The following is a 26,162-nucleotide window of genomic DNA, read 5'->3' as shown; positions in this document are numbered from 1 at the left end:
CAGGAGTTTCACTACCCGGAAAAAGTGATGGGACCACGTAACAAAGGCCCTGCTTTACGCAACTAAATGCGTAAAGCAGAGCCTTATTTTATTTACTTCATAGACAATATAGAGATTGATTATTTATGATCGAACTTGCATTCTTCAAGTGGAATGACCTTCGTCCGATGCTTGAACTTGTAGCCGAACCATATGATCAGGAAGAGCGGAAGACCAATGTAGGTCATCAACAGCCCTTGCCAGTCGATCGCTTCTCCGAGGAAGGCTTGATAGTTCTGACCAAGTACGACGAACATACAAAGCGCGAAGGCGAAAATCGGACCGAACGGGAAGAAGCGGGCACGATAAGGCAGCTCCTTCAGGTCATGGCCTTGCTTGTTGAATGCTCGTCGGAATCGGTAATGACTGACTGCAATGCCTAGCCAAGCAATGAATCCACACATGCCGGATGCACTCAGCAGCCACGTATAGACAATCCCATCTCCGAAAAAGCTTGCAAGGAACGCCATCATGCCGATGATGCTGGTCATAATAAGCGCATTGACCGGTACGCCGCGTTTGTTCAGCTTGCCAAGGAACTTCGGCGCCTTGCCTTCCTTCGCAAGCACCCAGAGCACGCGTGTTGAGGCGTACATGCCAGAGTTACCCGCGGACAGCACGGATGACAAGATGACTGCATTCATAACTGAAGCGGCGAATGCGAACCCGGCCTTCTCGAATACGAGCGTGAATGGGCTCGCATTAATATTATTGACCTCGCTCGATAGCAAGCTTGGATGTGTATATGGAATGATCATTGCGATAACGAATATCGCCAGAACATAGAAAAGCAAAATGCGCCAGAATACTTGGCGAATCGCTCGCGGTACACTCTCGCTTGGATTTTCGCTTTCGCCGGCGGCAACACCGACAAGCTCCGTACCTTGGAACGAGTACCCAGCAACCATAAATACACCAAGAATCGCAAAGAATCCGCCATGGAATGGCGCATCTCCGATATGGAAGTTCTCGAATCCGATACGTTCTCCGCCGATGATGCCGAATATCATCAATACGCCAGTAACTAGGAAGATGATGACGGTCGAGATTTTAATTATTGCGAACCAATATTCAGACTCTCCATACCCTTTAACGGAGATGAAATTCAATAAGAAGATGATGCTTAAGAACAGGAAGCTCCATATGAAAGAGTTGCTGTTCGGGAACCAATATTTAATGATAAGCGTAGCTGCGACTAACTCCGATGCGATCGTGATTGCCCAGTTGAACCAGAAGTTCCAGCCAAGCGCAAATCCGAATGCAGGATCTACAAATCGCGAAGCATATGTGCTGAATGAGCCGGAATCCGGCATGTAGGTCGCCAGCTCGCCAAGACTTGTCATTAAGAAATATACCATGATGCCGACTGCAGCATAAGCGAGAAGCGCACCTCCAGGACCAGCCTGTGCAATAGCGCCGCCGCTGGCAAGGAACAATCCAGTACCAATGGAGCCGCCAAGCGCAATCATGGTGAGATGGCGTGTCTTCAGGCTTCTGCGAAGCCCTTGCTCGTTGTGTTGCTTACTCATGTTGCTCACTCCTGTTCTAATCTTAGTATTACCGGAAAGGAGCGGAGAACATAAAAAAACCGCTGAAGCGTATACGTTCAAACGGTTTGACCGTCCCCATCATACCCTTCCTTAAAGATAGCGCATCATACGTAGACGGGTAATCTGCGTATGACAGTGTCGTGCCTATTCGACAGCGACCCCAGCACGCGTCCCGGAAGCGAGTTACGCGAACTTCGGCGGTTGTTCCTTCCCATTCGAATCATTGGCTTCTTCCTGCCTCCGCGAATGTACTCTTAACAACCGCAACCTCTACCTCATCGTGGAATAGGATGAGGATTTGTTGCACTATGAAGATGGCCAAGCCATCATTGTTACTTATATTTGCTAAGTATAATGAAACGAAGCGGTAAGTTCAATGTTAAAAAGTAGAAATCTGATCTAGGAAAGTTGTGTATGATTTCAAACATTTGAGCTGAATAATCCAAAAATATTTTTAAAAAAGGAATTTTACTCCTTGCAAGCGGTTTCTCGCATGGTATAAGATGGATGAAAAGAGAGCGCAAGTTGGGAAATATCTATACGAACCAAATACGAACCAATAGAGACAGACATTTAGGGAGGCATGGGAAATGAAGAAGGTTACTGTAGCATTGCTTGGAGCCGGTCAACGCGGGGAAATCTATACGGATTATGCGATTGGCCGTTCGTATGAGATGGAAGTTGTCGCTGTGGCAGATCCGAGTGCAGCCCGCCGTCAGCGTATTGCCGATAAGCACGGCATTCCTGCAGAACGCCAATTTTCCTCTTGGGAAGAATTATTCTCTCAGCCGAAGCTTGCTGACGCTGTGTTTATTTGTACGCAAGATAAGATGCACTATGAGCCTACGATGGCAGCACTAGGAGCAGGCTATCACGTGATGCTGGAGAAGCCCATGTCTCCAGAGCCAGTAGAGTGTATTAAGATGGGGCAGGAAGCGAAGAAGAGAGGCCTTGTCTTCTCGATCTGTCATGTACTGCGTTACACGAACTTCTTCGCTACACTCAAGCAGATGTTGGAAGAGGGAAGAATCGGCCGCCTTATGTCCATACAGCATAATGAAAATGTTGCTTACTGGCATCAGGCGCACAGCTTCGTGCGCGGCAATTGGAGCAATTCGGCACAGTCCTCTCCAATGATTCTGCAAAAGTCCTGTCACGATATGGACATCCTGTTGTGGCTTGCTGGTGCCGAGTGTACCCATATTTCTTCCTTCGGCACATTATCGCACTTCCGCCCAGAAGGTGCGCCGGAAGGCGCAACGAAGCGCTGTCTGGATGGGTGTCCTGTCGCTGATGAGTGCCCATACTATGCGCCGAAGTGGTATTTGACGGATGATATTGGCTGGCCGACATCAGTTATTGCGGATGATATGAGCTATGAATCTCGCCTTCAGGCCTTGAAGGTAGGCCCATATGGCCGCTGCGTATACCACTGCGACAATGATGTGGTTGACCATCAAGTGGTGAACATGGAATTCGCGAACGAGGTAACCGCGGTATTCACTATGACGGCGTTCACTTACGACTCCGGTCGTACGTTGAAGTTGATGGGAACGACTGGGGAAATTCGTGCTCACATGGAGAAGAATGAGATTGAAATCATTCATTTCAAAAATGGCTTTAGAGAGCTGCTCAGCCTGCAAGCACCAGGCGGACATGTTGGACATGGCGGCGGTGACCAAGGTCTCGTGAAGGACTTCCTGAGTCTGGTAGAAGCGGACGGTGCATTGCAAGGACGTACATCCGCTGATATATCTGTTCAAAGCCATATGATGTCATTTGCGGCGGAGAAGGCGCGCATAGAGAAGCGTACTATCTCTATTGAAGAGTTCGTCCGTGAGCAGTTGGCAAACGAAGCAGAGCCTGCAATGAACTAATTCTATTTGTAAATGTCAGAAGCTCTCCGGGTTACTCACGGAGAGCTTTTTCTAATGTAAGAGTTTCTTGTTGATGATCCCATTCCAGTCGAATACGAATAGGTTCTTGAAGTTGTTTTAACCCTTTAATCCGGTATTCGTAATGTGCTGCATAATGTGAAGAGTTAAGATCAGATATAGAATCAGAACGTTCAAAATCCGGATTTGTGAGACGGAATGATAAATCCTGTATATGCTGTTCTGGTCCATGATACTTCATATCCAGCGTAAATGATTCCGTATCTGTTGGTTGAGAAAGCTGCACGTCCCAATCCAGGCTTGCTGCCTTATAAATGGTGGTCTTTTTCGTGCATCCGACTAGTGCAGGGAGTATGCATCCGAGTAGCATAATGGAAATGAATCTTCGTCGTAGATGTATCATGACAGACCTACCTTTCATTGTTGTTAAATGAGAAGGGCAAGGGGAAGGAGTGTTATTCGAGTCAGAATATGAATGCACCTCCTATCATATGGAATATATTATACCATAATGGACAGTAATGCCGATGTATTCGAGGCAATAAAAAGGCTGACTCTGTACCTAACAGAATCAGCCTTTATAGGGCAGTTGTATAAGTGGAAAAGCTATTACGAGTATTTCAGGATTGTCCCGCGATTTGACCTAAACTTAACCGATCGACTGCTTCATAAAGCGTGGGTATTGTACCCATGCGAGTACAAGTGCAGCGATTCCGATACCGAGCAGAATGACTGCATTCAGCCACACATCCTGTACATGAGCGCCGTGGGAAATGATGCGCTTCAGTGCATCCTGCGCCCAATATTGAGGAAGCAATTGGCCAATCGTCTGCATGAACTTCGGCATCATTTCATGCGGGAACCACAGTCCGCCAATCATCGCACCGCCAAGCGCGATCAATTGGGTAATGGCAAGCCCTTGATTCTCGCCCTTAGCGATAAGGGAGATGAAGAGGCCAAGACCCGTTACACAGATACCAAGTGCTGCGACGACTAATGCGATGGCGAGCACATCACCGAGCTGCATGCCATAAACGAAGTGTCCGAACGCCAGCAGTACCGCGCTTTGGAAGAGAACAACGATAATATAAGGAACCCACATGCCGACTAAATAGTTGAGCGGCTTCATTGGTGTGCTGCACAGGCGCGCCGTCATCCCGCTTTCTTTGTCCCGAATGAAGCGGCGAACCATCGAGATAATAATGAAGAACACGAACATAACGGTATATCCAGGAACGACTTGACTAACCATATCAACAGGAACAACGTTCTCCATCTGCTCCTTAACTACGAATGGCGGGGTGAAGATTTGCTTCATCTCTTCGCCCTGAATTCCTTTGGCTGCAAGCTGCTCCGCAGCGCTTACCTGACGCTGCTCATCGACGATTCGTCCAAGCACGGCTTTGATTGGAGCCGTTGAGGTGTTGTCGTTCTCGTCGCGGTAGAGTGTCATTTCAGCAGAGCCTTTGCCTGATTTCATGCTGGCTTCAAATCCTTGCGGAATGAGCAGGAGGGAGGATTGCTTGCCATCACGTATACTTGTAATTTGTTGATCAAGCGTGCGTTCTGTGTCTTCCTTCAGTTGGAAACCTTGCACTTTGGCTAACGATGCAACAATCGCTTTCGAAGCAGGAGACTGATCCTGATCGACATAATTTAACGTGATGCTGGAGTTCCCCATATTGCCGAACACAGAGGCAAACACCACGATGAAGATGATAGGCATAAGGATGAGCCAGAAGAAGGTACCCTTTTCCTTGAGCAGCAATTGAATTTCCTTGCGTGTGAAGCTGGTAATCATTCGAATTCTCCTCCTTGAATCGTACTCTTGCGAATACTTTGCGCTCCAAAGCGCCTATTACGCATCCCGCAGGGATGTACCGGTTAAGTTCAAGAACACCGTTTCTAATGAAGGCTGCACGATTTCGAGACGAGTAACCTTCGCTTGCTGCTGCAGGCAAAGTTCAGATACGCGGTTCATCGTTGTCAGCGTATCGTCGGTATCAATAATCCAGCCCTCTTCATGGGCAGTCACTGTGCCAGGAATCGAATCGAAGGAAATTGCAGTCTGCTTATCCGTTTCGACATATACGGAATTCGTGCCATGCTGCATGAGCAGTTCATGCAGGACGCCTTGGGCAATGACCGAGCCGTGGTCGATGATGGCGAGTTCCTCGCAGAGTGTTTCGACTTCTTCCATATAGTGAGTCGAGTAGATGATGGATACCCCTTCTTGCTTCAGCTTGCGAATCATCTCGAAGATATGATTGCGCGATTGTGGGTCAATGCCGACAGTAGGTTCATCCAGCACAAGCAGCTTCGGACGGTGGAGGAGTGCAGCAGCGATGTTCACGCGGCGCATCATGCCGCCAGAGAAGGTGCCAACTGCATCCTTAGCGCGATCCAGAAGCCCGACCTGTGTTAGTACGGTTGAGATGCGTTCCTTCAACTGGCTTCCTCTTAAGCCATACATTTCTCCAAAAAACTTCAAATTATCGTACGCACTGAGCTTCTCATACAAGGTGATGCCTTGGGGGACATAGCCGATTATGTTCCGCACCTTGGCGGCTTCTTTTACGGCATCTATCCCAAATACACGTAGCGCACCACTATTCGGTTGGAGAATGCCGGAGATGATCTTCATCGTCGTCGATTTGCCAGCTCCGTTCGGGCCAAGCAGGCCGAAGCATATTCCCGGACGGACTTGGAATGAAATACTGTTCAATGCGGTGTGATTTCCATACTTTTTATGCAAATTCGATACATCAATAGCCAATGTCATCTTTATTGAACCTCCTTGAGTTAACCCTCCACTTGTTTGTTCATCAGAACGGTTGCTGCGCTTATGAGAATTCCAGACAAGAGAATGATACCAAGCCCGATCAACCAGAAATCATGAGATTGAACGGTAAAAATCTCATTCGGATTCTGTGTAAGTTGGAGCTTGTTGAGATGTGGTGATTCCAGGATCCAGAACAGGGAATTCCCCGAAAGGCCATATAAGATCCACAGCATCGGCGTTAACGGCTTCAAGCGAGAACGGCTGACCACTCCTGTAAGCGTACCGAATGCTGCCATAAATGGAATGACCATCATGATTATGCCGTACCAGATCGCTGATGTTTTCATGAACGTGGCAAGACTGTGAAAATCGAAGTTTCCTTTTAAGATTAATGCATAGGCAACGAACAGCTGGGCACCGACCCAGAAGATAATATGCATGATAACTGCTGTACAAATGCTAGCTGCATACTTCGATAGGATGAGCGATCGCCTTGGATAAGGGAGTGTCAGCCACCATCCGGCAGTACCGTTTTTCCATTCCCGTATAACGATACTAAATGCAATGATGAATGTAATATACGGGAAGCCGAAGGACATAAACATGACCCCGTATGGATCAAGATTTTCGGCAAATGCAGCTGCAAAAATGAGTCCGATGAGGATTCCTGCTGCAACATAGAACATCCACCATTTGTTCGAGTGTTTGGCCGAGTTTCTGCGGCGGAATTCATCTTTCACTAAAAATAAAAAGGTGCTTGTATTCATCCGTATTCTCCTCTCTTAGCGGTATAGGGTGCGGTAGACGGATTCCATCGAGCCTTGTTCACTGCGCAACTGCTCGACGTCGCCCTCCAGCACCACTTGACCGTTATCCATGAAAACCACATAGTCGAACAAGCCTTCCGCCTCGTGTATTTCATGCGTGCTGATTAACACGGTCTGCTCACGTTCTGCCAAGTTTTCAATGATCGCCGAAATAATGCGTTCTCGCGATATGAGATCGATACCGGAGAACGGTTCATCCAGCACGAGGAGAGGAACATTCCGTGCCATACACATGCTTAGCATAAGCCTTGCTTCTTGTCCCTTGGACATGCCCTGCACAGGCATATCGGACTGTAATTTCATGAAGGAGATGAGTTCCTCTGCCCGCTTCCGGTCGAAGCCAGGCCATAGGTGCTCTGCCCAATCCAGTGCTTGTTTGACAGAGTGTTTTTCGAACCAGCGCGCGCGATCAGGCAAATAAGCGATGTCCTTGTTCGTCTCCCAGCTTGGCTTGCGCCCGAGCACCTCAACCGTTCCTTGCTCTGGTTGAACCATGCCTGCGATCATACGGAACAAGGTGGACTTGCCTGCACCATTCGCTCCTAGAATTCCGACAACCTTACCTGTTGGGACTTCAAGAGAAAAGTCGTGGAGGGCGAGCTTCTTCCCGTAGCGTTTCGTAATATTCTCGACTCGTATCGCAGTGGACTGACTCATATTTCCTTACCTCCCTCATGATTTAATAGGTGTTGAATATCGTCCAATGTAAATCCTATGCTGTACATCTTCGTTAAAAACTCCTGTAGCGCTTCTTCCGCCAAAGAAGTTCGTACACTCGCAACAGCTTCTGCGTTCGACGTAATAAACGTTCCTTGTCCTCGGCGTGTCTCTGTAAGCTGATCCCGTTCGAGCTCTTGGTAAGCGCGCATGACGGTATTCGGTGTAATTTTGAGCGCTTGTGCAAGTTCCCTTACCGAAGGAATTTTCTCACCCAATGCGATCTCTCCTTTCGCGATGGAGCTTCGGATTTGATTAAGTACTTGTTCGTAGAGTGGTTTGCTTAAGTCCAACGTGAATCGCATTCCGCCAACCATCACGTCATTCAATGAGCTCCCTCCTTTGGTGTATCATTTGTATACAGTGTATTATATCACTTGATACACTTAATACAATAGGTAAAATGAAAAAAATAGAAATAAATTTATGATCTGAGGATTTCTTGCGTCGAGGGCGGCTCTGATGATAGTGGGGAACGTTGAAATAGACACGAAAAACACAGATGGTGTCATGCAATTTAGATAGGTGCGCATCAAATGGATAGTTCTACAAAATGAAATAGGATCGTAAAAAAGAGCAGCGTCCCATTGCTTGCGCATGGACTGCTGCTCTTTCTATTGGTTTTTCCTTTAAGATTAATCGCCTTGTCCGCGTAGACGGGCCATTTGCTGCCAGACTGTTCCGACAGCTTCTTCACCGGAACGGATGCGTTCAATTGCCATGCGTGCTTGCAAGGCAACCTCGAATTCGGGATCTTGAGCGGCGTGCTCAAGTGCTGACAGCGCACGGTCATCACCGGCTTCATAGAGGAAGCGGGCTGCGCGCCAGCGCACGAGCTTATTCTTATCTTGGAGAGCTTCGATCATCGGCTCGATCGCAATCGGATCACCGATATCGGATAGCGTATCTCCGGCTGTGCGGCGAACACTAACGGAAGTGTCCTTGAGCGCTTCAATGAGAAGCGGCATACATTCGTCGGTTTTGATTTCCCCTAAATATACAACTGCAAGGCGGCGTATCTGGCTCTGTTCATCATGAAGAGCCTTCGCAATGAGTTCCAACCGTTCTGGCGTCGGTTCCATTCGATCCAGAGCTGCGTAACGAACGCGCCAATCTGGATTATTCAGATGCTGCTTCAGTTCTTCTTCTGACCATTCCCGGCGCTCTTCAATAAATGGCTCATCTGTGCGGCCCTTCGCGATGGCTTGGTTCACAAGGGAAGCTACACGTTCTTCGGTATAGGCTGCCTCCAGTTCCTGCTCAACCTCGCGTGCAATGTCCGCAAGCTCCCCGTAACGAATTCCGTAGTCACTGAGCTTGCGTTCCTTGATTAGAGTGGCGCTCGCTACTTCCGTTACTGCACGAACGAAACGATCAGAGAGGCCGACGCGCTCTTCTTGTCCATTGGCTTGCACCCGAATCTGCATCGGGATGCTGCGGAAGTATTGCACATATACCTGTGCCTCACCGAATGATGTCCAAGAAGCCAGATCTTCCTCTTGGGTGCTGTCTGCTTGCGATTGTCCGAACAGGCCGCGAACCTCGTCAAGGATACGAGCCCAGTCCGCGTTCGGGAAGCGGTCTAGCGCGATAAAATCAGCGGTATGGAATACGCTCTTTACGCCCTCGATGTCGAGCAAGCTAGCGATCAGCGGGGAAGCAGAGCGTCGATTTTCTTCTGAATAGGTACGGCGAATGCCGGCAGGCAATGTTTCATCCAAGTGGAGCTTCATGGAATTCGGACTTGGCGTCGGTTCAATTGTGATTAAGTTCATTGACATACACCTCCGTTGGCGTGTGGTTTGCTTCTATTGTATCTTATCGGAGAGTGGGGAACAATGAAGGCAACATGCTTGCAGCTGTCAGGCATTTCATTATTGCCTGGCGAAGGGGATTAGGCTGCAGTCTGTAAGGTGGTTGGATCATCTCAATTTGTGTAATACATAGTAAAGAGGGATTCGACCAAAGCAGAAGAGCATGCATAGGATGGAAGGACGTCAGCAGCTGTGAATGGTGTCATTCAAATGGAAAGATATTAAGAATTGAGATAGGTGTTAAAGATGGCAGCCATCAGATGGCGCGCAGTTAGGAAGCTGAAGTCGAATTGGTGATGGAGACAGGGTTCTGGTATGCTAAAGATTAGGAGATAGTATTTGTCATTCGTCCCGTTTTGCAAGGGAGAGGGTAGCCCTTGTCATTCGATCCGAATTTTTCGCAAATGAGGTGGTGCTTATGAAGCGCTATTACGTCAATATGGACGATGTGACAACGGTTAAAGCATGGAATCAATTTCGGCGTTGGCAAGCAGAGCGCAAAGAACGATTAAAGACGAAGGATTATTCCTATGTCGTACCAAATGTAAAGCCGGATATCGCTCGTTTGAACGCTAATCGAACAGAGACAACGATAACGTGGATCGGTCATTCGACCTTCCTGTTACAAATAGGTGGATTAAACATTGTCACAGATCCGGTATGGGCTGCAAGAATGGCGACACAAGCTAGGCTTGCTCCGCCAGGTATTCCGATTGAGGAAATGCCCCCAGTCGATGTTGTTCTCATCTCGCATTCTCATTACGATCATCTGCATATACGGTCATTACGGCGATTGGTAGGGCCGAACACGATGCTGATTGTACCTGACGGGCTGCTTAGTAAGTTGAGACGCAAAGGATTTTCCATTATACATGAACTGGCCTGGTGGGAGCATATAACCGTGGCGGATCGGGTGAAAATTACGTTTGTACCGGCACAGCACTGGACGCGTCGGACGTTGATAGATATGAATCGTTCCCATTGGGGCGGCTATGTTATTGAGCACGTTGTAAAAGCGAAAAAGACATCCGGAGGTTCGGATTCAGCCGGCCCGCCAACAGGCGAAGGCTCTCCAGCGAATCAATCGAGTCAGGAGACCATAGGTGAGACGATATACTTTGCGGGCGATAGCGGATATTTCCGTGGGTTTGAGCTTATCGGCCAGCGCTTTCACATTGATGTAGCCCTATTGCCGATTGGCGCATACGAGCCGGAATGGTTCATGTCGCAGCAGCATGTTACCCCAGAGGAAGCATTGCAGGCATTTGAAGATGTGAAGGCAAAAGTGATGATCCCGATGCATTATGGAGCGTTTAAGCTGGCTGACGATACACCGCGGGAGGCACTTGATCGGCTGGAAGCGGATCGGGTGAAGCGTGGAATTGCGCGCGAGCGAATTCATATTTTAGCGCATGGTGAATTATGGAGCTATGCAGAAGCATTTGGTCAATCCATTCAACATGCTCAAGCTGCGTCACCTAAGGCACGAATGAAGTCGCAATAAGCTACATGCGAGGCATACACAAAGATACACATGAAAAAGTAAAAGCGGAATAACGTATAGAAGGGCTGTCCCAAAAAGTTAGAAGCTAATGGGTCAGACTCATAAGAAATGCAAAGACGCCTCCAACTCCACGGAAGAAGTGGGGATGGAGGCGTCTTTCTTAAAGATGTCTCATACGAATGTGGGGCACCCGAATTTAATAGTAGCGTCTGGGATAGCCCCCGTTCGTGTTAGAGATATCGGATGGTATAGGCTCGCATTTATTTACGCTTGTTCGGTCGGCTGCTCAACTTCGACAGTTTTTTGTTGTTCTGTACGTGTTGCCGGGCAAGCTGCGCATTCTCCGAACGACGCATGTATGCAATTTCACGTTGGAGCTTTTGATAGCCGCGAAGTCTGTTGGAATCCAGCTCGCCTGTTCGAATAGCCTCACGTACAGCACATCCAGGCTCTCTCTCATGCTTGCAGTCGCTAAATCGGCATTGCTCTGCAAGGCTTTCAATATCCTCGAAGGTATTCGACAAGCCTTCACTATCAATAGCGGTCATGCCGACTTCTCTCATGCCCGGCGTATCAATGAGCCATGCCCCGCCCTGCAGACGGAGAAGCTCGCGATGCGTCGTAGTGTGGCGGCCGCGGTCATCATCTGAGCGAGCGGCTTGTGTCAGCATTTGCTCGGTACCCGTAAGTGCATTCGCCAGCGTGGACTTGCCAACGCCAGAAGAACCGACGAGCACGACGGTCATGCCCGGGGCAATGCGTGCGCGCAATTCGTCCATGCCTTCACCGGTCATTGCGGATACCCGGTACACGTCGACGCCAGGAACGGCTTGCATCGCTTGTGCCTCGAACAGCTCTGGGTCGTCAGCCTCATCAGCCTTTGTCAGCACAACGGCCGGCATGGCGCCGCTATCCCACGCAAGGGCGGCATATCGCTCTAAGCGACGCGGCTCGAAGTCGCGTGACATCGACGTAACGAGCAGCGCAATGTCTGCGTTCGCTGCGACGATTTGAGTGTCGCGGCGACCTCCCGCTACCTTGCGTCCGAAGGTGCTGCGGCGAGGCAGTACGCCCACAATCGTAGCTCGTCCTTCTGCTTGTCTAGGTGCCACGGCCACCCAATCGCCGACTGTCGGCCAATCACTGAGCAGTGCCATTCCGGCCCGTGCCTGTCCAGACAGCTCGGCCAGCCATTCTCCATCCGCGCTAACGACGCGATACAGATGCTTATGTGCCAGCGCTACGCGTGCAGGAACTAGCTGGCTTGCGTATCGGCGTGCGGTAGACTCTTGAAGCTCTTGAATCCAAGACTCCCAAGTGCTTGACCACGCTTCATCGAAGCCAAGATCCTGCAAATCTTGCACAGTACGATCCAATTGTTCTTCCATGTTCAATGTGTTGCTTTCAGTTATAGCCTCTTGCACGGAGCAAGTATCTGATAATAGAGGTGAATCATACTTAACTTCATTATGGTTACTTGTATGTTGATTATTTGTATTCAAATCTGAATTCTCCCTTGTTATGCGGCATGTAGCCGCTTCATAGTGAACTTGGTCTTACCTGCGAATGAACGACATTGCGGCACGGTCAAGTTCGGGAGAGACAGACGTTTCAGTCGACACTAGCGTCGTTAACAGCTTACTGGTATTTCATGAAATTGTACGATGCGCTAGGCGCTGAAATGTTCCTCCCGAACGTTATATACAATGCTGTTTACCATATAACATCCCTCGCTTTCCTTTTTTAAAGGTAGTTCAAAAAGTACGCTCTTAATCACGAAGCTGTGCAGTAAGAATCTCGGCGTCGAATCTTGCATTCACTATCGAAGTCCGTTGCTCATGTAGTTTTGACTACACTCCGCTACTCCTTACAAGTTTTGCAGAGCAAAACTCACTTCGGAAGCATGGGCTTCAAGTTCAAGCAACCTTCTCGGTGCTGAAAACCGCCCTTTTTGAACATTCATTTATTTTGATAAAGATGGAAATATTATATACATAAAATGCCGGATTTGATATGTGTAATTCTCCAAAGATCATGGTAAAAATGTTCAATCGTCGCATTATACTGATCCTTATGCTATAATAACAGTTTGAAACCAATAATAGGCAAAGGACGGGAATGCCATGATTAGTACAACCGGCGTTACGCTCCGCTACGGGAAACGAGCGCTTTTCGAGGACGTGAACATTAAGTTTACACCAGGGAACTGCTACGGCTTGATTGGCGCGAACGGTGCGGGCAAATCGACATTTCTTAAAATATTGTCTGGTGAAGTTGAACAGACAAATGGTCAAGTAAACATTACTCCTGGAGACCGTCTATCGGTCTTGAAGCAGGATCATTATGCATATGAAGAATTCAAGGTTCTCGATACAGTCATTATGGGTCATGAGCGCTTGTATTCCATTATGAAAGAGAAGGATGCCCTCTATGCGAAGGCAGACTTCACGGAAGAAGACGGCATGCGCGCAGGCGAGCTGGAAGGCGAATTCGCTGAGCTCGACGGCTGGGAAGCTGAATCGAGCGCAGGCGAGATGCTTATCGGTCTTGGAATCACTAGAGATCTTCATGATAAGCTGATGTCTGAGCTTGACGGCAACCAGAAGGTACGCGTATTGCTTGCACAAGCATTGTTCGGCAGACCGAACATCTTGCTGCTCGATGAGCCTACCAACCACTTGGATCTCGAATCGATCAACTGGCTCGAGAGCTTCCTGATGGATTATGAAGGTACAGTTATCGTCGTATCTCACGATCGTCACTTCCTGAACAAGGTATGTACGCACATTGCAGATATTGACTTCGGTAAAATTCAGCTGTACTCAGGTAACTATGATTTCTGGTACCAGTCCAGCCAATTGGCGCAAACGATGATGCGCGATCAGAACAAGAAGAAGGAAGAGAAGATCAAGGAACTTCAAGCCTTCATTCAGCGCTTCAGCGCGAATGCGTCCAAGTCGAAGCAGGCGACTTCACGTAAGAAGATGCTCGATAAGATTACGCTCGACGACATTCGTCCATCGAATCGTAAATATCCGTTCATCAACTTCAAGCCTGAGCGTGAAGCGGGCAAGCAATTGCTGACGATCGAAGGCTTGACGAAGTCAGTTGAAGGCGAAAAAGTATTCGAAAATCTACACCTTGTTGTGAACAAAGGCGACAAGATCGCACTCGTTGGTCCAAACGGATTGGCGAAGACAACGTTGATGCAAGTTCTGATGGGCGAGATTGAGCCTGATGCAGGAACATTCAGCTGGGGCGTTACGACGACACAAGCTTACTTCCCGAAAGACAACTCCGTATACTTCGATGGGGTTGAGGATACCTTGGTTGACTGGCTGCGCCAATACTCCAAGGATCAAGACGAGACATTCCTTCGCGGCTTCTTGGGCCGCATGCTCTTCTCTGGGGAAGAAGCATTGAAGAAGGCAAGCGTATTGTCCGGGGGCGAGAAGGTTCGCTGCATGCTCTCCAAGATGATGATGAGCGGCGCGAACGTGCTGTTGCTTGATGAACCGACGAACCACTTGGATCTCGAATCCATTACAGCGCTCAACAACGGCTTGACTGACTTCGACGGCACAATGCTGTTCACGTCCCATGACCATCAGTTCATTGAGACGATTGCGAACCGCATTATCGAGATTACGCCGAATGGCATCATCGATCGTGTATGCACGTACGATGAATATCTTGAGAATGAAGAAGTGAAAGAGCTGCGCAAGAAGCTGTATCCAGAAGAGAGCAAATAGCATCTGAATAGAAGCAAGAGGTTTGAGTAGCCAAATGGCTGTTCAAACCTCTTTTTGTATGTTTAAAGGCTGTCCAATGGATTAGTTTTTTGCTTTAGCGATAAACTGCCTCTTACTTGAAAGCAGGATCGAGCAAGGAGCGTTGGTTCCTTCCTGAATTCGATCCTTTCTACTGGATGTGCACGAATCAGGCTTGAAGTTGCCCAAATGTGCAGCACTCGTTTTCCTCGTTTTGCCCCGTTTTCCCCCTGAATATTGTTCTACCTGTACAATCAGACATCCTCTCTTATTTGCATCTTTAGAAATATTAACATCTATTTTTTCCATTTCTATCAAATCAGATTGTATTCTTGCCGTTATAATATAATAGGAAAATATATCTAAATAAGGTGGGTTGTTCCGCCTATTCTGATACTAAAGCCTAGGACTTCAGAAAGAACTCGGAGTATAGGGATAAAGGGGGTAGGCTTGGTGCAGCATTTGGATGAAAAAATTTTGGCGATGATGAAAGAGCTGGAGGAAGAACGACAGGAACGTGACGGCGAGATGAGGGAAGAAGATGGGGGAGAAAGCGGCGAAAGAGGGGGTAACGTTAAGCGAGAGTCTATCGATCTCAATCATCCGCTAATAAGCGTCAACGGACAAATGATTCCGCTAGCGGATCGGACTTTGCTGGCGGGCAAGCTTCACGTAAGGATGCCGAAAACTTGGCGCCTCATGACTCAGCAGGAGGCTGCGATCAAATATCCTTCGGTATATCGTCCATCCCTAATTTATACGAACAATGAAGGTACCGTGAACTTAACGATCAACCTCACAGAAGATCCGCTTGAAGAAGAGGGGCTTGCTGTTTATACGGAGACGATGGCTCGCATGATTCGCTCGGTACAGCCTATCCGTTCCTGGATCGATGAAGGCATGATGGATTCTGATGAAGGGGAGCGCGCAGGGTACTGTGAATTCACCGCTTCCGTATTAGACGGGACGCTGTACTATTACATGATGTTCAAGAAGCTGGAAGGAAGCGCGCTACTCGTTTCTTTCTCATGCAGTGCAATGGACATGCGGAACTGGAAACCAGTGGCCCATGCGATGATGCGGGCGATACAAACCCTCGGCAGTGAGAAAGGGGAGAAACGAAGTGAGTCTTACTTATGAGAATTTGAGCATTCATCCATACCAATTAGTCCACCTGCAGGAACTGACCCTGACGAAGCAGCTCAACGAGCATGCGCGGCTGCGCTTCACGGGGGTTGTGTCCGAGGAAAAGAGCAAGCTTTATGTGGATATGACCGATACAGACACCTCTATTGAATTGAATCAAATGGATACGGACGGTGGGAGCAAACCACTGTTCCGGGGAATCGCACTTTCTATCGAAATCCAAGTCGTGCAGGGCGTTCACTATTTGGAAGTGGAGGCGATATCCCATACCTACGTCATGGATGTGAAGACCAAGACGAGATCTTTCCAGAATGTAAAGATGACGATCCCTCAACTTCTTGAACAGATAGGCAAGGAATACCCGGGACTTGACGTGATGGATGAAGCAACTGCTGGGGCTAAGCTGCAGCGAATGGCTTTGCAGTATGAGGAGACGGATTGGGCGTTTTTACGGAGAATGGCCTCTCGATACCATACCAGTCTAGTTCCGGCAGCTCAATTCCATGAACCTAAATTCTATTTCGGTATTCCTGATGGTTCAAGAGTGATTCGGTTGGAGCAAATGAATTATACCGTTAGCAAGCGATTGGCGCCGTTCCGATATTTCGTAGAAAATGAAGCCGCATCTGTCGGCGAAAACGATTTTATTACCTATGACATCGAAACGGATGAGGTATTCGACTTAGGCAGTCCTATTCAATTTCAAGGAGAAAGTCTCTTTGTGCGTGAAGCGCAGACGACGATGCAAGGCGGAATGCTGAAGCATCGGTATGTGCTCTGCTCTCACAAAGGATTGCGGCAGAAGGAGTATAGCCATGAGCGCTTGATCGGCGCATCCATTCGCGGAAAAGTGATTGATGTGGCAGGGGACAAGGTAAAAATTCACTTTGAATGTGATCATGAGCAAAAGAAAGAGGAAGCGCGCTGGTTCCGATATTCGACCGCTTATTCGGCGGAAGGCAGCACCGGATGGTACGTCATGCCGGAGATTGGAGATCCAGTAGCCGTTTATTTTCCCGGAAAGAAGGAAGAGGAGGGCATCGCTGGCGGTGCAGTACGCCAGAATGCTGAACCGAGCGGACGCAATAAGCTAAGCAATCCCGATGTGAAAATATTCCGTACGCCATCCGGCAAAGAAATCAGGCTTGCTCCGGATGAAATCGTCATTACCGGGAAGGATGGCGCCATTTATATTCAACTGAACGATGATGAGGGCATTCACATTGCCAGCAGCAAAGGAGTCAGCATCACTGCGGATGGGGATATCTCCATGAATGCCGGACGCAAGATGGTGTTGTCCGCAGGCAGTGAAATGAACATGAGCTGCAAGGGCAGCCAGCTTCATTTGGGACGTCAGGCGCGCTTAACAGGCAGCAAAGTGAAGTCGAACTAAGCATGCGGAAGAGGAGGTTGTCATGAACAGCGAAGCAGCGTTAACCCATTTCATTCAAGAAGCAGTACCTCGCGAGAGGAGCGAGATGCTCGCTGCAATCGGACAAGAATGGGATGAAGCCAAGCAAGAATGGGTGCAAGAATTTGTCGATGGCTTCCGGAAATGGTGCAAGGTCATTCGTGAACAGCAGCTCTCCGGGAAAAAAGGAAGCCTTGGATTCATCACCTACTCTATGCTGAGAACGGACATTGCGCAGGGACGAGCTCGCTATCTCGTACAAGCGTCCGACAGCTCGTGGCTGTTCGACGCCGAACCGGTTGAAGGCTACTATGACGGCTTGTGGGCTTATCGCTACTTGGATTTGCTGGCAGACAGATTGAAGCTGGCCAGCCGCGAATATAAGGGGGCCGTTCATTCCGCACATCTGGAGCGCATTCGTCTGCGCGAGGCCGTTCACATACACCGCGTCGTGGTCAGCCTGATTCGGCTGGCGATGCAGGAAGCTTCCCAATTGCCGGAGTTCCAAGCTGTGGAGAAGGCAGAAGTATTCGAGGTTCGGGTAGGAGAATATTTGGATCACAGTGAATGCGTGTTCCGGCTGGACTTGAGCAAGCGCGATGCAGAGGAAGTGCGGTCATGGCTGCGGGAGGGAAATGAAGAGGATTACGCATATGAAGCTTTTCACGCTATGGATTTGTCGGAGGGAGATTGGGCGGGGATTGATCTTCGGTACAGCGCATTTCGAGACTGCTGCTTGTCGGACAGCCGTTTTCTTGATGGCGTTCTGATCGGCACGCTGTGGCAGGAGTGTCGGTTGGATGGCGCCAACTTTGCCTACAGTCTTATTAGCGGTGCGAACTTTAGCGGGTGCTTCATGCCGTCGACGGTGTTTCGGGGCGTTCAGGGCAAGCGGGGCGTGCTGCCATTCGACGGATTTCCACCCATATTTGATGGGGTTCGATTTGAGGGATCCAACTTGACCGGTGCTGATTTTACCCGAGCCAATCTCCCTGGCGCAGTGTTCACTGGAGCCACGCTGAAGAATGCCGTCTTCCGCGGAGCAAATCTCAAGGGGGCGCGCTTCGATAAGGCGGATTTGAGCGGAGCGGATTTTCAAGACGCGGATGTAACGGGGGTCAACTGGAATAATGCGCATTGGGATGAGGAGGATCACCGCCTGCTCTCGCGGGGAATGGGGGGACGGCCATGAATCGGTTATTCAGACTTGTTGCGGATGAACGGATTGCGAATCGGGCAGAGCCGAATATGATGGTGCCCGGAACCGTGCGCCGACTAGAGGAAGAAGCCGGCGTGGAAGAGCAGCCGCTTGTCTTCCCGATACGGGAACGGAATGACGTCGAATATGTCGATTATATGGATCGGCCCATGCCCTTGTTATCGGATCGCGTTAAGCGGCTGGTCGAGCTGTACATGCCTGAATTGCGTTGGCGTCCTGTTATTTTGACTGATATGAAAAGGGAACGGCAGGAAGTCTATTGGATGACGTCGCTGCCTCGCCTATGCTGCCTCTCGCCTGATAGCGAATTCCACAAGGATGGGGGCTTGAAGCGGCTTGTGCTGGAAGGAAAGCGGAGCTATCGGCCGCTGTTCCAAGTGGATGAAATTCGCGAGAGAGTATGGATCGCCAATCTGGCGCTTGCCGAGAGTCTGCTGCGGCGGGATGTGTACGGGGTTCATTTTGCTGAGGTTGAAATGGATCAAAAGTGAGAGTGCGTTTAAGCGGTGTAGGAAACGACTCTGCTTGAGCATGATCTCAGAATGAAAGAAAGGGGATTAGAGCGATTGGGGAAGCAACAGGAGGATATCCGCGTTCAGCCGGGAAAAGGGCGCAAAGGCAGCTATGTCGTAGCGGGCGCTATTCTAAGCTGCAGCTTCGGCACTCAGCCGACCCGGCTCACAATGCCAGAATGCCACGGTACATACGTGAAGGGCAAGGCTCAGATGAACGTTGGGGATTTCGTGCCGGGCGTGAACATCTCTTCTTTTGGCAATTGTTCTTGTTCGATGAATCCGGCCGTTCAGAGCAGTAATTTGGTCGATATTTATGGGGTGAAGAAAGCTCCCTGCATTCCGGTAATGACCATTCCTTGGTTGAACGGCAAACATGATGTGCATGTGGCGGGACAACCCGCTTTGCTTAGTAGTTGTACGCATCAATGCCTTTATGGCGGTGTCATTCGCATCGAGGATGACGGACAGGAACTGGATTGATCGGAATACGCGCATAGACGATAGAACAATACATTCCCGTTACCAGTAATCAAATCATGCAAGGAGGGGAGAAGTTGGAGAAGAGCATGCAAAGCGCAGAATATGCGGCAGGCTACGGTCATATCCGTGTGGTGTGGGCGCATGATATACAGCGAATCCATGAGCTGCGAATCGAGAAGCGAGTGAATGAGCATGCCCGGCTGCATATGCGCGCCCTGCTGGCGGAGGAGCGTGGCGATCGGGATATTGAGGCGTATGATTATGGCAAGTCCGTAAAGGTAGAACAGCTGGGAGATGACGGTTCCGTAGTCCGAACGTTGTTCTGTGGTCAGGTGATGACTCGTACCATACAGGCGGAGCGCAGTGTATATGTCTTGACTTTAGAAGCGATTTCCTGGAGCTATGAGCTGGATGTACGACCTAAGAGCCGTTCATTCCAGCCGGAGCATACGACTTATAAGGATGTCCTGGAACGAGTACTGAAGGACTATGCGCGTTCGGATTCAATCGATACTGCAAGCCAAGGTAGCACGTTGGGATCTTTTACCCTACAATATGAGGAGACGGACTGGTCGTTTTTGAAGCGGATGGCCTCAAGGCTCGGCACGGTGTTAGTGCCGGAAATTACCGCAGAATCTCCGAAGCTGTTCTTCGGCTTGCCGACAGGAAAGCATTGGAGGCTGGATGAACAAGAGCCGTATCGGGTTCGAAAGAGCTTTCGTTCTTTGCTGGGGCATGAAGAGCAGAAGTTGCTATTCGGGAATGGGTTCGGTTCGTCGTCCGCAACCGTGTATTCGCTAGAGAGCGGAAGATGCTTCGTTTTGGGTGATCGCGTCAGCCTGCCAAGCGGCATAAAGACGGTTGTAACCGAAATCGTAAGCGAGATGAAGAGCGGGCTTCTATTGCACACCTATCAACTTTGTGCAGAGGAAGATGTTATCTGTCAACGTACAGAGAATTGGCAGGCGACAGGCGCTGTGCTCAGCGGGATTGTTATCGGGGTGCAGCGGGATCGGGTAAGGCTGCGTTTGGATATGGATGGCGAAGATGCTGTTTCGGATGGCTGTTGGTTCCCGTATGTAACAAGCTACGCAGCTGAGGGAAACAGCGGCTTGTATTGGATGCCGGAGCCGGGAGATCGAGCGCAGTTGTATTTGCCTTCGATGCATGAGGCAGAAGCCGTAGTGCGGGGCTCACTGCGTCAGCATGCTGACGTTGATAAACCCGATGAGAAAGTATGGAGCAGCAAGCGCGGCAAGCGGATCAGCATGGGAAGCACTGAACTGAAGCTGGAAGCGGGCGGCGGCTTGAATATCCGCTTGAATGCAGGCAACGGCGTACATATTCATAGCACGAATAGTCTTGCAATAAGCGGCCGGGACATTATGGTCAAGGCAGGCCAGCAAGTAAGCATGAAAGCAGGGCATTCGCTCTATTTGCGCGGAGGCGAGAGCAGTCTTATTTTGGACGGCGAATCGGATATTCGCTCGGATCTCTTGCATCAGGAAGGCACTGTGAGGTCGCCGGTGCATGTGACCCCGCTTACACCGGTGCCGGAGCCGCCGCTGATGACGGTGGAAGCCTATGAGGCCGGGCAGGCTGCGAAGACGGCGGCAGCTGAATCCCAAGGCGTTACTGGGGCTCAAATCGGGTTGCTGGCAGGTGCGGCGCTCAGTCTGCTGGGCATGATTCCGGTAGCGGGAGTGGTTGGCTCGCTAGTAGGCTCGGCACTAAGTGTTCTCGGCATGATGTCCTCTTCCAGCGGCTTCCGAATCGGGTTGCCGTCAGGCGGAGGCGGGGGGACGGCAACAGGCCCGCTCAGTGAAGAAGAAATGGTTCAGCTGGAAATGCAAAGGGAGTTTGCGATACTCCTTGGCAAAGTATTTACCGATGCGAGAGGCTGGAGAAACCCAGAGACAAAAGAATCATTAGTTCGCTTTTTGCTGACTCTCAACAAAGGGATGGAGATGGCGGCGAGCAAGATCCCGCAAGATGTCCGAGTAGCAAATCGTAATTTATCGAAGGCGCTGGATTTCTACAGTTCCATCGATAGATGGGATTTGCCTAATCGTTTTCGAGTTCAAGATATTGATCCTGTCTTATTTGATGGTCAAATAATTGATATAAAACAATATAATGCATGGGAAGATCCGCATTTAACACCACAGCAGAAAAATGAAATCGCGAAGCTCATATATGAAAGATTCAAGGACGACACAGATATAGCGACTCAGAACTACTTCTTTGTCGTGGAGCATACCAGTGAAGGGGTTGACGCATTAGCTGGTGCTATTGGCGCTAGAGCTGCCCGCAGTCGTAATCCACAACCGCCAATCAAGCCGCAAGGAATATCGAAAGGAAGCAATATTAAGGGAATTAAGGTAAACTGGGGTCAAGCGACGACGTTTATCAATGATAGATTTGAAGCCTTACAAAAGTCTGTTGGGCAATTGCCTAAGAATAAGCTGGCGTACGATGGGCCAAATGTGAACTATAAATCGTCAACACAGAAGCCTCTTGAACCGACCAAGAATCAGATTGAGGTGCGAAAATACTATCCTGGCACCGAACCGGAGAATTCAGCGTCGGGATCCGCTTCGGGCAAAAGCAAGAAGGCAAGTGATGAGGGGACTCGAAAAGCTGATGACTTTGCTACGGAGCCCTTTTTACCTGATGAGTACTATAAAAATAACTATGCTCCAATGCAAGGAACCCCAGGAGATAGAATTGATTTTAGTCGTTTAGGTTCGAGTGGACAAGTAGAAAAGTCTAGAGTCATTTATGATCATGCAGGAAAGCAAAAGTATAGGGTGGATTATAGTGATCATGGTAATGCAAAACATCATCCCAATCCACCGCACTTGCATGAGTACATTTATCAAGATGCAGGGAAAAACATCAAAGAAAAAATTGTGTATATGCGAGATTCTTCGACGGGGAGAATGAGGAAAAGTCAAGTGGATCGTAAGACAAATGAAATAATTTTTATTGATTAAGGAGCGATAAAATCAGTGTATATCAAAAATATTGAGATGATAACTAATACACTTAACGATTCGTGGGTATATGAGCGAATTGTAAAAATAGAATACAATGTTGAAGATGATTTTGAGGGTAATTATATCGGGACACTGGATCTTATTTTTCATGTTACCCTATTAAAGACAAAGGAGCCATTCAAAATAATGATTAGATATCATGATGTTGAAGATTTAACGATACGAAAAGCAACAACTTTCCCTTTGTCAGGTGACTTAATAGTTCATGATATGAAGGAACAGGGTTTGGTAAGTAACCAGCGCTACCATGTACATGATGATAGTGGGTATGGTGAAAATGATGGATTTCAATTTATCGATTTTCATTGTAATTCAATGGAAGTGATTTCGGTAGAAGAGTTTTATATGTAATATAAAGCGAATTGTTATGTATTTGATTTTTGATTGGCTTTAGGCCTTTTGAAGTATGTGACAAAATATATTAAAAATCACTTGAAAGTCAATAACAGTATCGTACAATCCGCTCAATATACTAGACACTAAATAACTTGATACACTTTAAAAAGCTTACTCTATCAATATTAGTGGAAGTAAGCTTTTTCCATGTCAAGAAACATTAATAGAAGGATGATGTATAGTGAGCAAGATCACGTAAGATAGAAATTTATCGAAGGTACTGGATTTCTCGCTAAGCTGATATTTTAAAAAATCACGGATGATAAAGATTTAGCGATTTTGTCGTGGCATACCAATGAAGGGGTTGACGCATTAGCTGTCTGCTAGTGCCTTGAAAGTTGACCAAATCGAGAAGTATATAAACACGAATCATAAAGATTTTTTGAATCCAGAGAACAGAAACGTGATTGTATACATTGAAGAGCCGCTAGTTAATCTAGCCCCTGAACAATTACAAAAACTGAATAAGATTAAGGATATGGGGGCGATTGTAGTAAACTCATTTGGAGAATTGAAAGGAGTTTTAAAGTAAATGGGGACTTCATCATTTTTTTTAGTTGAAAGAGACAAATACTCACCAGACAAGTTACTATCATCAGTAATGGTAGCTGCATTTCATTCTGACGCTATGCTTTACTACAGAAATGAAAAGTATTATACAGAAGAAAACCACTTCAAATATACAACTATAAGTATTATGCAGGATCTAGATATTGATGAGAATAAGTTCTTAATATACATTGATGGAGAAAAGAATGATGGGCTTGAGTTTTATAATAATGGACAGTATCTAGGGTTGGATTCATCCCTTTCCTTATATCAAGTTGGTTGTATCTAGGATGTATACGATAACGAGAAGTTGCTTTTAAGTTTCGTTTATGAATACTTAAAATTAAATCCTATGCAATATTATTGGTTGGGAGATTACAATTGGGTTTATAGTTGGGAAGATATGCGAAAATTGAAATCGTTGCCCTATGACCCTAATTGGTGTTATAAGAATCCTAAAATGATTTAGACTTTAAAAGAGCCATGCTCTCAGGAAAGACGACACGACTATAATGTTAACTAGTGTGAAGAATTTAGATTTAGAGTTCAGGAAAAATAAAGAATAATTTAATAATAACAAGCTCAATGAGATTTTGATAAATAACTTAAACGGCCTATTCCAGTTTGAAGCGAGGAGATGGAATAGGTTTTTTTATGTGTATTATTGATTCCGCCCCAGAATTTAGGCTTGCGATACTGCTTGGCAAAGTATTCACCGATGCGAGAGGCTGGAGAAACCCAGAGACCAAAGAATCATTAGTACGATTCTTGCTGACTCTCAACAAAGGGATGGAGATGGCGGCGAGCAAGATCTCGCAAGATGTCCGAGTAGCAAATCGTAATTTATCGAAGGCGCTGGATTTCTACAGTTCCATCGATAGATGGGATTTGCCTAATCGTTTTCGAGTTCAAGATATTGATCCTGTCTTATTTGATGGTAACGTTTGGGATGGTTCAAAAGAATGGGATGTTCCGGGCACTAAACATAGGATATTAGAGAGGACTGACGGAAGATTTGGCTATGTAGTTGATCATGGTTACAGTAAGCCCAAATTATTCCCATCGCCTTGGTTTCAAGATGGCGGGAAATTCAAACCATAAGAATGGTTAATGGAGGAAATAAAGTGGGAATTAAATTCTCTATTCTTGATGAGGAAAGTGAATTAGTAATTGGATATTGCAAAGAAATAGAGGGGCTGGATGGTAAGATTTATTTTGATGGGGATTTAGCTTACCATAAAATTGAACTGAAACAGTTTGTTTTTTGTCAGAAATTTAAAGAATACCTTGTTAAAAGAAAAGAATCGATAAGTAGGCTAGTCTATATTTGTATCATTGATAATGATACAAATCCAATTGGAAAGTTTCGTTTTTCTATTTATGATGATATTTATTATCATAAAACTGGAGTTCCAGAAAGTGCTTCGGATGTTACTTGGAGGGGCTCTTTAAATGAAATATTATCTAATAAAGAAATCGAAATTTGGAACAATTGGAGGATCTCTCCCCCATTGAAAAAGAATGAATGGTCTAGTCTTTCTGAAGACGAAAGAAGATCCTGGTTAAAAGTTGTAAAAAATTATAATATAAATAAATCGGAATGTAATGAAATGCAGGAGGGAATTTTTCACCTAGATGGAACATTTGTAACGGATTATCCATCTTTCTTTTGTGCATTAGGAGAAGCTATTAATGGGCCTGGAGGTTATTATGGATTTGATATTTGCTCTCTAATTGATTGTTTTTATGGAGGGTTTGGTGCAACCGCACCTTTCACCCTTATATGGAATAATCATCAGATAGCAAGAAAATTCTTGGATATAAATTCTTGGGTCAAAGAAATTAACTATAAGAGGAGTTGGGACGATAAACTTATAGATAAGCCAGAATTCGAAGAGGTAGGGAATAGACCCCTATTCCAAGCACTTATTGAGAATATGGAAAATGAAGGTGTAATATTAGTGTTGAATTAACAATTTTTTGTAATCAATGAATTTATCTATATAAGTTGAATTTATGTTTAAGAAAACTATGGCACGGCTTAACAAGGATCATCGAAAATTTTGTGTAAACTCTATTTTTACCCGCCTCCAAGAACAAGATCGTACAACCCAAACAAATCAAACGCTTGATAAACTTTCAAAGCTCTTTCTCACTTGCACCGTAAGTGGGAATGAGCTTTTTTGCATGCTCAAAATCAAAGGAGGACGAAACGGAACTAACACCAACAAACCACCACTAGTGACAACAAACTTACTAATCTTAGAAGGATTATTCGAATTTGAAGCAAGAAGAAGGAATATCCTTTTCTATGTAAATAATATTGAGGCGGCACAGATAGGTTTGAGATACTGCTTGAAAGTATTTACCGATGAGAGAGGCTGGAGAAACCCAGAGACCAAAGAATCATTAGTACGATTCTTGCTGACTCTCAACAAAGGGATGGAGATGGCGGCGAGCAAGATCCCGCAAGATGTCCGAGTAGCAAA

General features: G+C 47.3%; 23 protein-coding genes and 1 riboswitch. Of the genes, 14 read left to right on the top strand and 9 right to left on the bottom strand.

Annotated elements, in window-relative coordinates:
• Positions 1–119 precede the first annotated feature (119 nt).
• Complete coding sequence (locus BP95_RS0110495) at positions 120–1,568, bottom strand: amino acid permease (RefSeq protein ID WP_021254741.1); 1,449 nt, start codon at positions 1,566–1,568, stop codon at positions 120–122.
• 110 nt (positions 1,569–1,678) lie between these two features.
• Positions 1,679–1,870, bottom strand: a riboswitch (Lysine riboswitch).
• 309 nt (positions 1,871–2,179) lie between these two features.
• Here BP95_RS0110495 and BP95_RS0110490 point away from each other — a divergent pair.
• A complete protein-coding gene (locus BP95_RS0110490; RefSeq protein ID WP_028532111.1) occupies positions 2,180–3,466 on the top strand; it encodes a Gfo/Idh/MocA family protein in 1,287 nt (428 codons plus the stop codon).
• Positions 3,467–3,497: 31 nt separating this feature from the next.
• Here the strand turns inward: BP95_RS0110490 and BP95_RS0110485 are convergent, their stop codons facing one another.
• The 7 genes from BP95_RS0110485 to BP95_RS0110455 form a co-directional block, all read right to left on the bottom strand.
• Positions 3,498–3,770: a hypothetical protein gene (locus BP95_RS0110485; protein WP_139170627.1), complete on the bottom strand. Its 273-nt coding sequence runs from the start codon at positions 3,768–3,770 to the stop codon at positions 3,498–3,500.
• A 363-nt stretch (positions 3,771–4,133) separates the two neighbouring features.
• The gene (locus BP95_RS0110480; RefSeq protein WP_021254738.1) at positions 4,134–5,285 is read right to left on the bottom strand and encodes an ABC transporter permease; all 1,152 of its coding nucleotides are present in this window, start codon (positions 5,283–5,285) and stop codon (positions 4,134–4,136) included.
• A 57-nt stretch (positions 5,286–5,342) separates the two neighbouring features.
• Positions 5,343–6,266 (bottom strand): ABC transporter ATP-binding protein, encoded by a 924-nt coding sequence (locus BP95_RS0110475; RefSeq protein ID WP_021254737.1) that lies wholly within the window; start codon positions 6,264–6,266, stop codon positions 5,343–5,345.
• Positions 6,267–6,286: 20 nt separating this feature from the next.
• Positions 6,287–7,033, bottom strand: a complete 747-nt coding sequence (locus BP95_RS0110470; protein ID WP_021254736.1) for an ABC transporter permease subunit — start codon at positions 7,031–7,033, stop codon at positions 6,287–6,289.
• A gap of 15 nt (positions 7,034–7,048) precedes the next feature.
• The gene (locus BP95_RS0110465) at positions 7,049–7,750 is read right to left on the bottom strand and encodes an ABC transporter ATP-binding protein (RefSeq protein ID WP_028532109.1); all 702 of its coding nucleotides are present in this window, start codon (positions 7,748–7,750) and stop codon (positions 7,049–7,051) included.
• Positions 7,747–8,139, bottom strand: a complete 393-nt coding sequence (locus BP95_RS0110460) for a GntR family transcriptional regulator (RefSeq protein ID WP_021254734.1) — start codon at positions 8,137–8,139, stop codon at positions 7,747–7,749. The genes BP95_RS0110465 and BP95_RS0110460 overlap by 4 nt, the downstream gene beginning before the upstream one ends.
• Positions 8,140–8,445: 306 nt before the next feature.
• A complete protein-coding gene (locus tag BP95_RS0110455) occupies positions 8,446–9,585 on the bottom strand; it encodes a virulence factor (RefSeq protein ID WP_028532108.1) in 1,140 nt (379 codons plus the stop codon).
• Positions 9,586–10,042: 457 nt separating this feature from the next.
• On the opposite strand from BP95_RS0110455, the gene BP95_RS0110450 reads away from it, so the two are divergent.
• On the top strand, positions 10,043–11,128 hold the full coding sequence (locus tag BP95_RS0110450) for an MBL fold metallo-hydrolase (RefSeq protein WP_028532107.1): 1,086 nt from the start codon (positions 10,043–10,045) through the stop codon (positions 11,126–11,128).
• 260 nt (positions 11,129–11,388) lie between these two features.
• Here the strand turns inward: BP95_RS0110450 and rsgA are convergent, their stop codons facing one another.
• Positions 11,389–12,630 carry a ribosome small subunit-dependent GTPase A gene (gene rsgA / locus BP95_RS0110445; protein WP_021254731.1) on the bottom strand — a complete coding sequence of 414 codons (1,242 nt, stop codon included), beginning with the start codon at positions 12,628–12,630 and terminating at the stop codon, positions 11,389–11,391.
• A 621-nt stretch (positions 12,631–13,251) separates the two neighbouring features.
• On the opposite strand from rsgA, the gene BP95_RS0110440 reads away from it, so the two are divergent.
• The 12 genes from BP95_RS0110440 to BP95_RS33820 form a co-directional block, all read left to right on the top strand.
• The gene (locus tag BP95_RS0110440; protein WP_028532106.1) at positions 13,252–14,880 is read left to right on the top strand and encodes an ABC-F family ATP-binding cassette domain-containing protein; all 1,629 of its coding nucleotides are present in this window, start codon (positions 13,252–13,254) and stop codon (positions 14,878–14,880) included.
• Between the two features lie 471 nt (positions 14,881–15,351).
• Positions 15,352–16,038 (top strand): hypothetical protein, encoded by a 687-nt coding sequence (locus tag BP95_RS0110435; RefSeq protein ID WP_021254729.1) that lies wholly within the window; start codon positions 15,352–15,354, stop codon positions 16,036–16,038.
• Positions 16,022–17,437: a phage baseplate assembly protein V gene (locus BP95_RS0110430; RefSeq protein WP_021254728.1), complete on the top strand. Its 1,416-nt coding sequence runs from the start codon at positions 16,022–16,024 to the stop codon at positions 17,435–17,437. The genes BP95_RS0110435 and BP95_RS0110430 overlap by 17 nt, the downstream gene beginning before the upstream one ends.
• Before the next feature lie 22 nt (positions 17,438–17,459).
• Positions 17,460–18,647, top strand: coding sequence for a pentapeptide repeat-containing protein (locus BP95_RS30120; protein ID WP_021254727.1), 1,188 nt, complete (start codon positions 17,460–17,462; stop codon positions 18,645–18,647).
• On the top strand, positions 18,644–19,165 hold the full coding sequence (locus BP95_RS0110420; protein ID WP_028532105.1) for a hypothetical protein: 522 nt from the start codon (positions 18,644–18,646) through the stop codon (positions 19,163–19,165). Before BP95_RS30120 ends, BP95_RS0110420 begins: the two co-directional genes overlap by 4 nt.
• Before the next feature lie 75 nt (positions 19,166–19,240).
• Positions 19,241–19,669 carry a DUF4280 domain-containing protein gene (locus tag BP95_RS0110415; RefSeq protein WP_021254725.1) on the top strand — a complete coding sequence of 143 codons (429 nt, stop codon included), beginning with the start codon at positions 19,241–19,243 and terminating at the stop codon, positions 19,667–19,669.
• A gap of 74 nt (positions 19,670–19,743) precedes the next feature.
• Entirely contained in the window at positions 19,744–22,665 is a 2,922-nt protein-coding gene (locus BP95_RS31860) for a contractile injection system protein, VgrG/Pvc8 family (protein WP_051614051.1), read from the top strand.
• Positions 22,666–22,680: 15 nt separating this feature from the next.
• Positions 22,681–23,079: a hypothetical protein gene (locus BP95_RS0110405; RefSeq protein WP_028532104.1), complete on the top strand. Its 399-nt coding sequence runs from the start codon at positions 22,681–22,683 to the stop codon at positions 23,077–23,079.
• 577 nt (positions 23,080–23,656) lie between these two features.
• Positions 23,657–23,962, top strand: coding sequence for a hypothetical protein (locus tag BP95_RS33825; protein WP_021254721.1), 306 nt, complete (start codon positions 23,657–23,659; stop codon positions 23,960–23,962).
• Between the two features lie 365 nt (positions 23,963–24,327).
• On the top strand, positions 24,328–24,774 hold the full coding sequence (locus tag BP95_RS30105) for a hypothetical protein (RefSeq protein ID WP_036666959.1): 447 nt from the start codon (positions 24,328–24,330) through the stop codon (positions 24,772–24,774).
• Between the two features lie 23 nt (positions 24,775–24,797).
• Entirely contained in the window at positions 24,798–25,646 is an 849-nt protein-coding gene (locus tag BP95_RS0110385) for a barstar family protein (protein ID WP_021256075.1), read from the top strand.
• Between the two features lie 43 nt (positions 25,647–25,689).
• On the top strand, positions 25,690–26,162 hold a 473-nt coding region (locus tag BP95_RS33820; RefSeq protein WP_036666958.1), incomplete at its 3' end, for a hypothetical protein.

Source organism: Paenibacillus sp. UNC217MF (assembly GCF_000686865.1).
GTDB lineage: Bacteria > Bacillota > Bacilli > Paenibacillales > Paenibacillaceae > Paenibacillus_B > Paenibacillus_B suaedae.
Note: the sequence above shows the minus strand (reverse complement) of the source record. Positions and strands in the feature narration are given on the sequence as shown.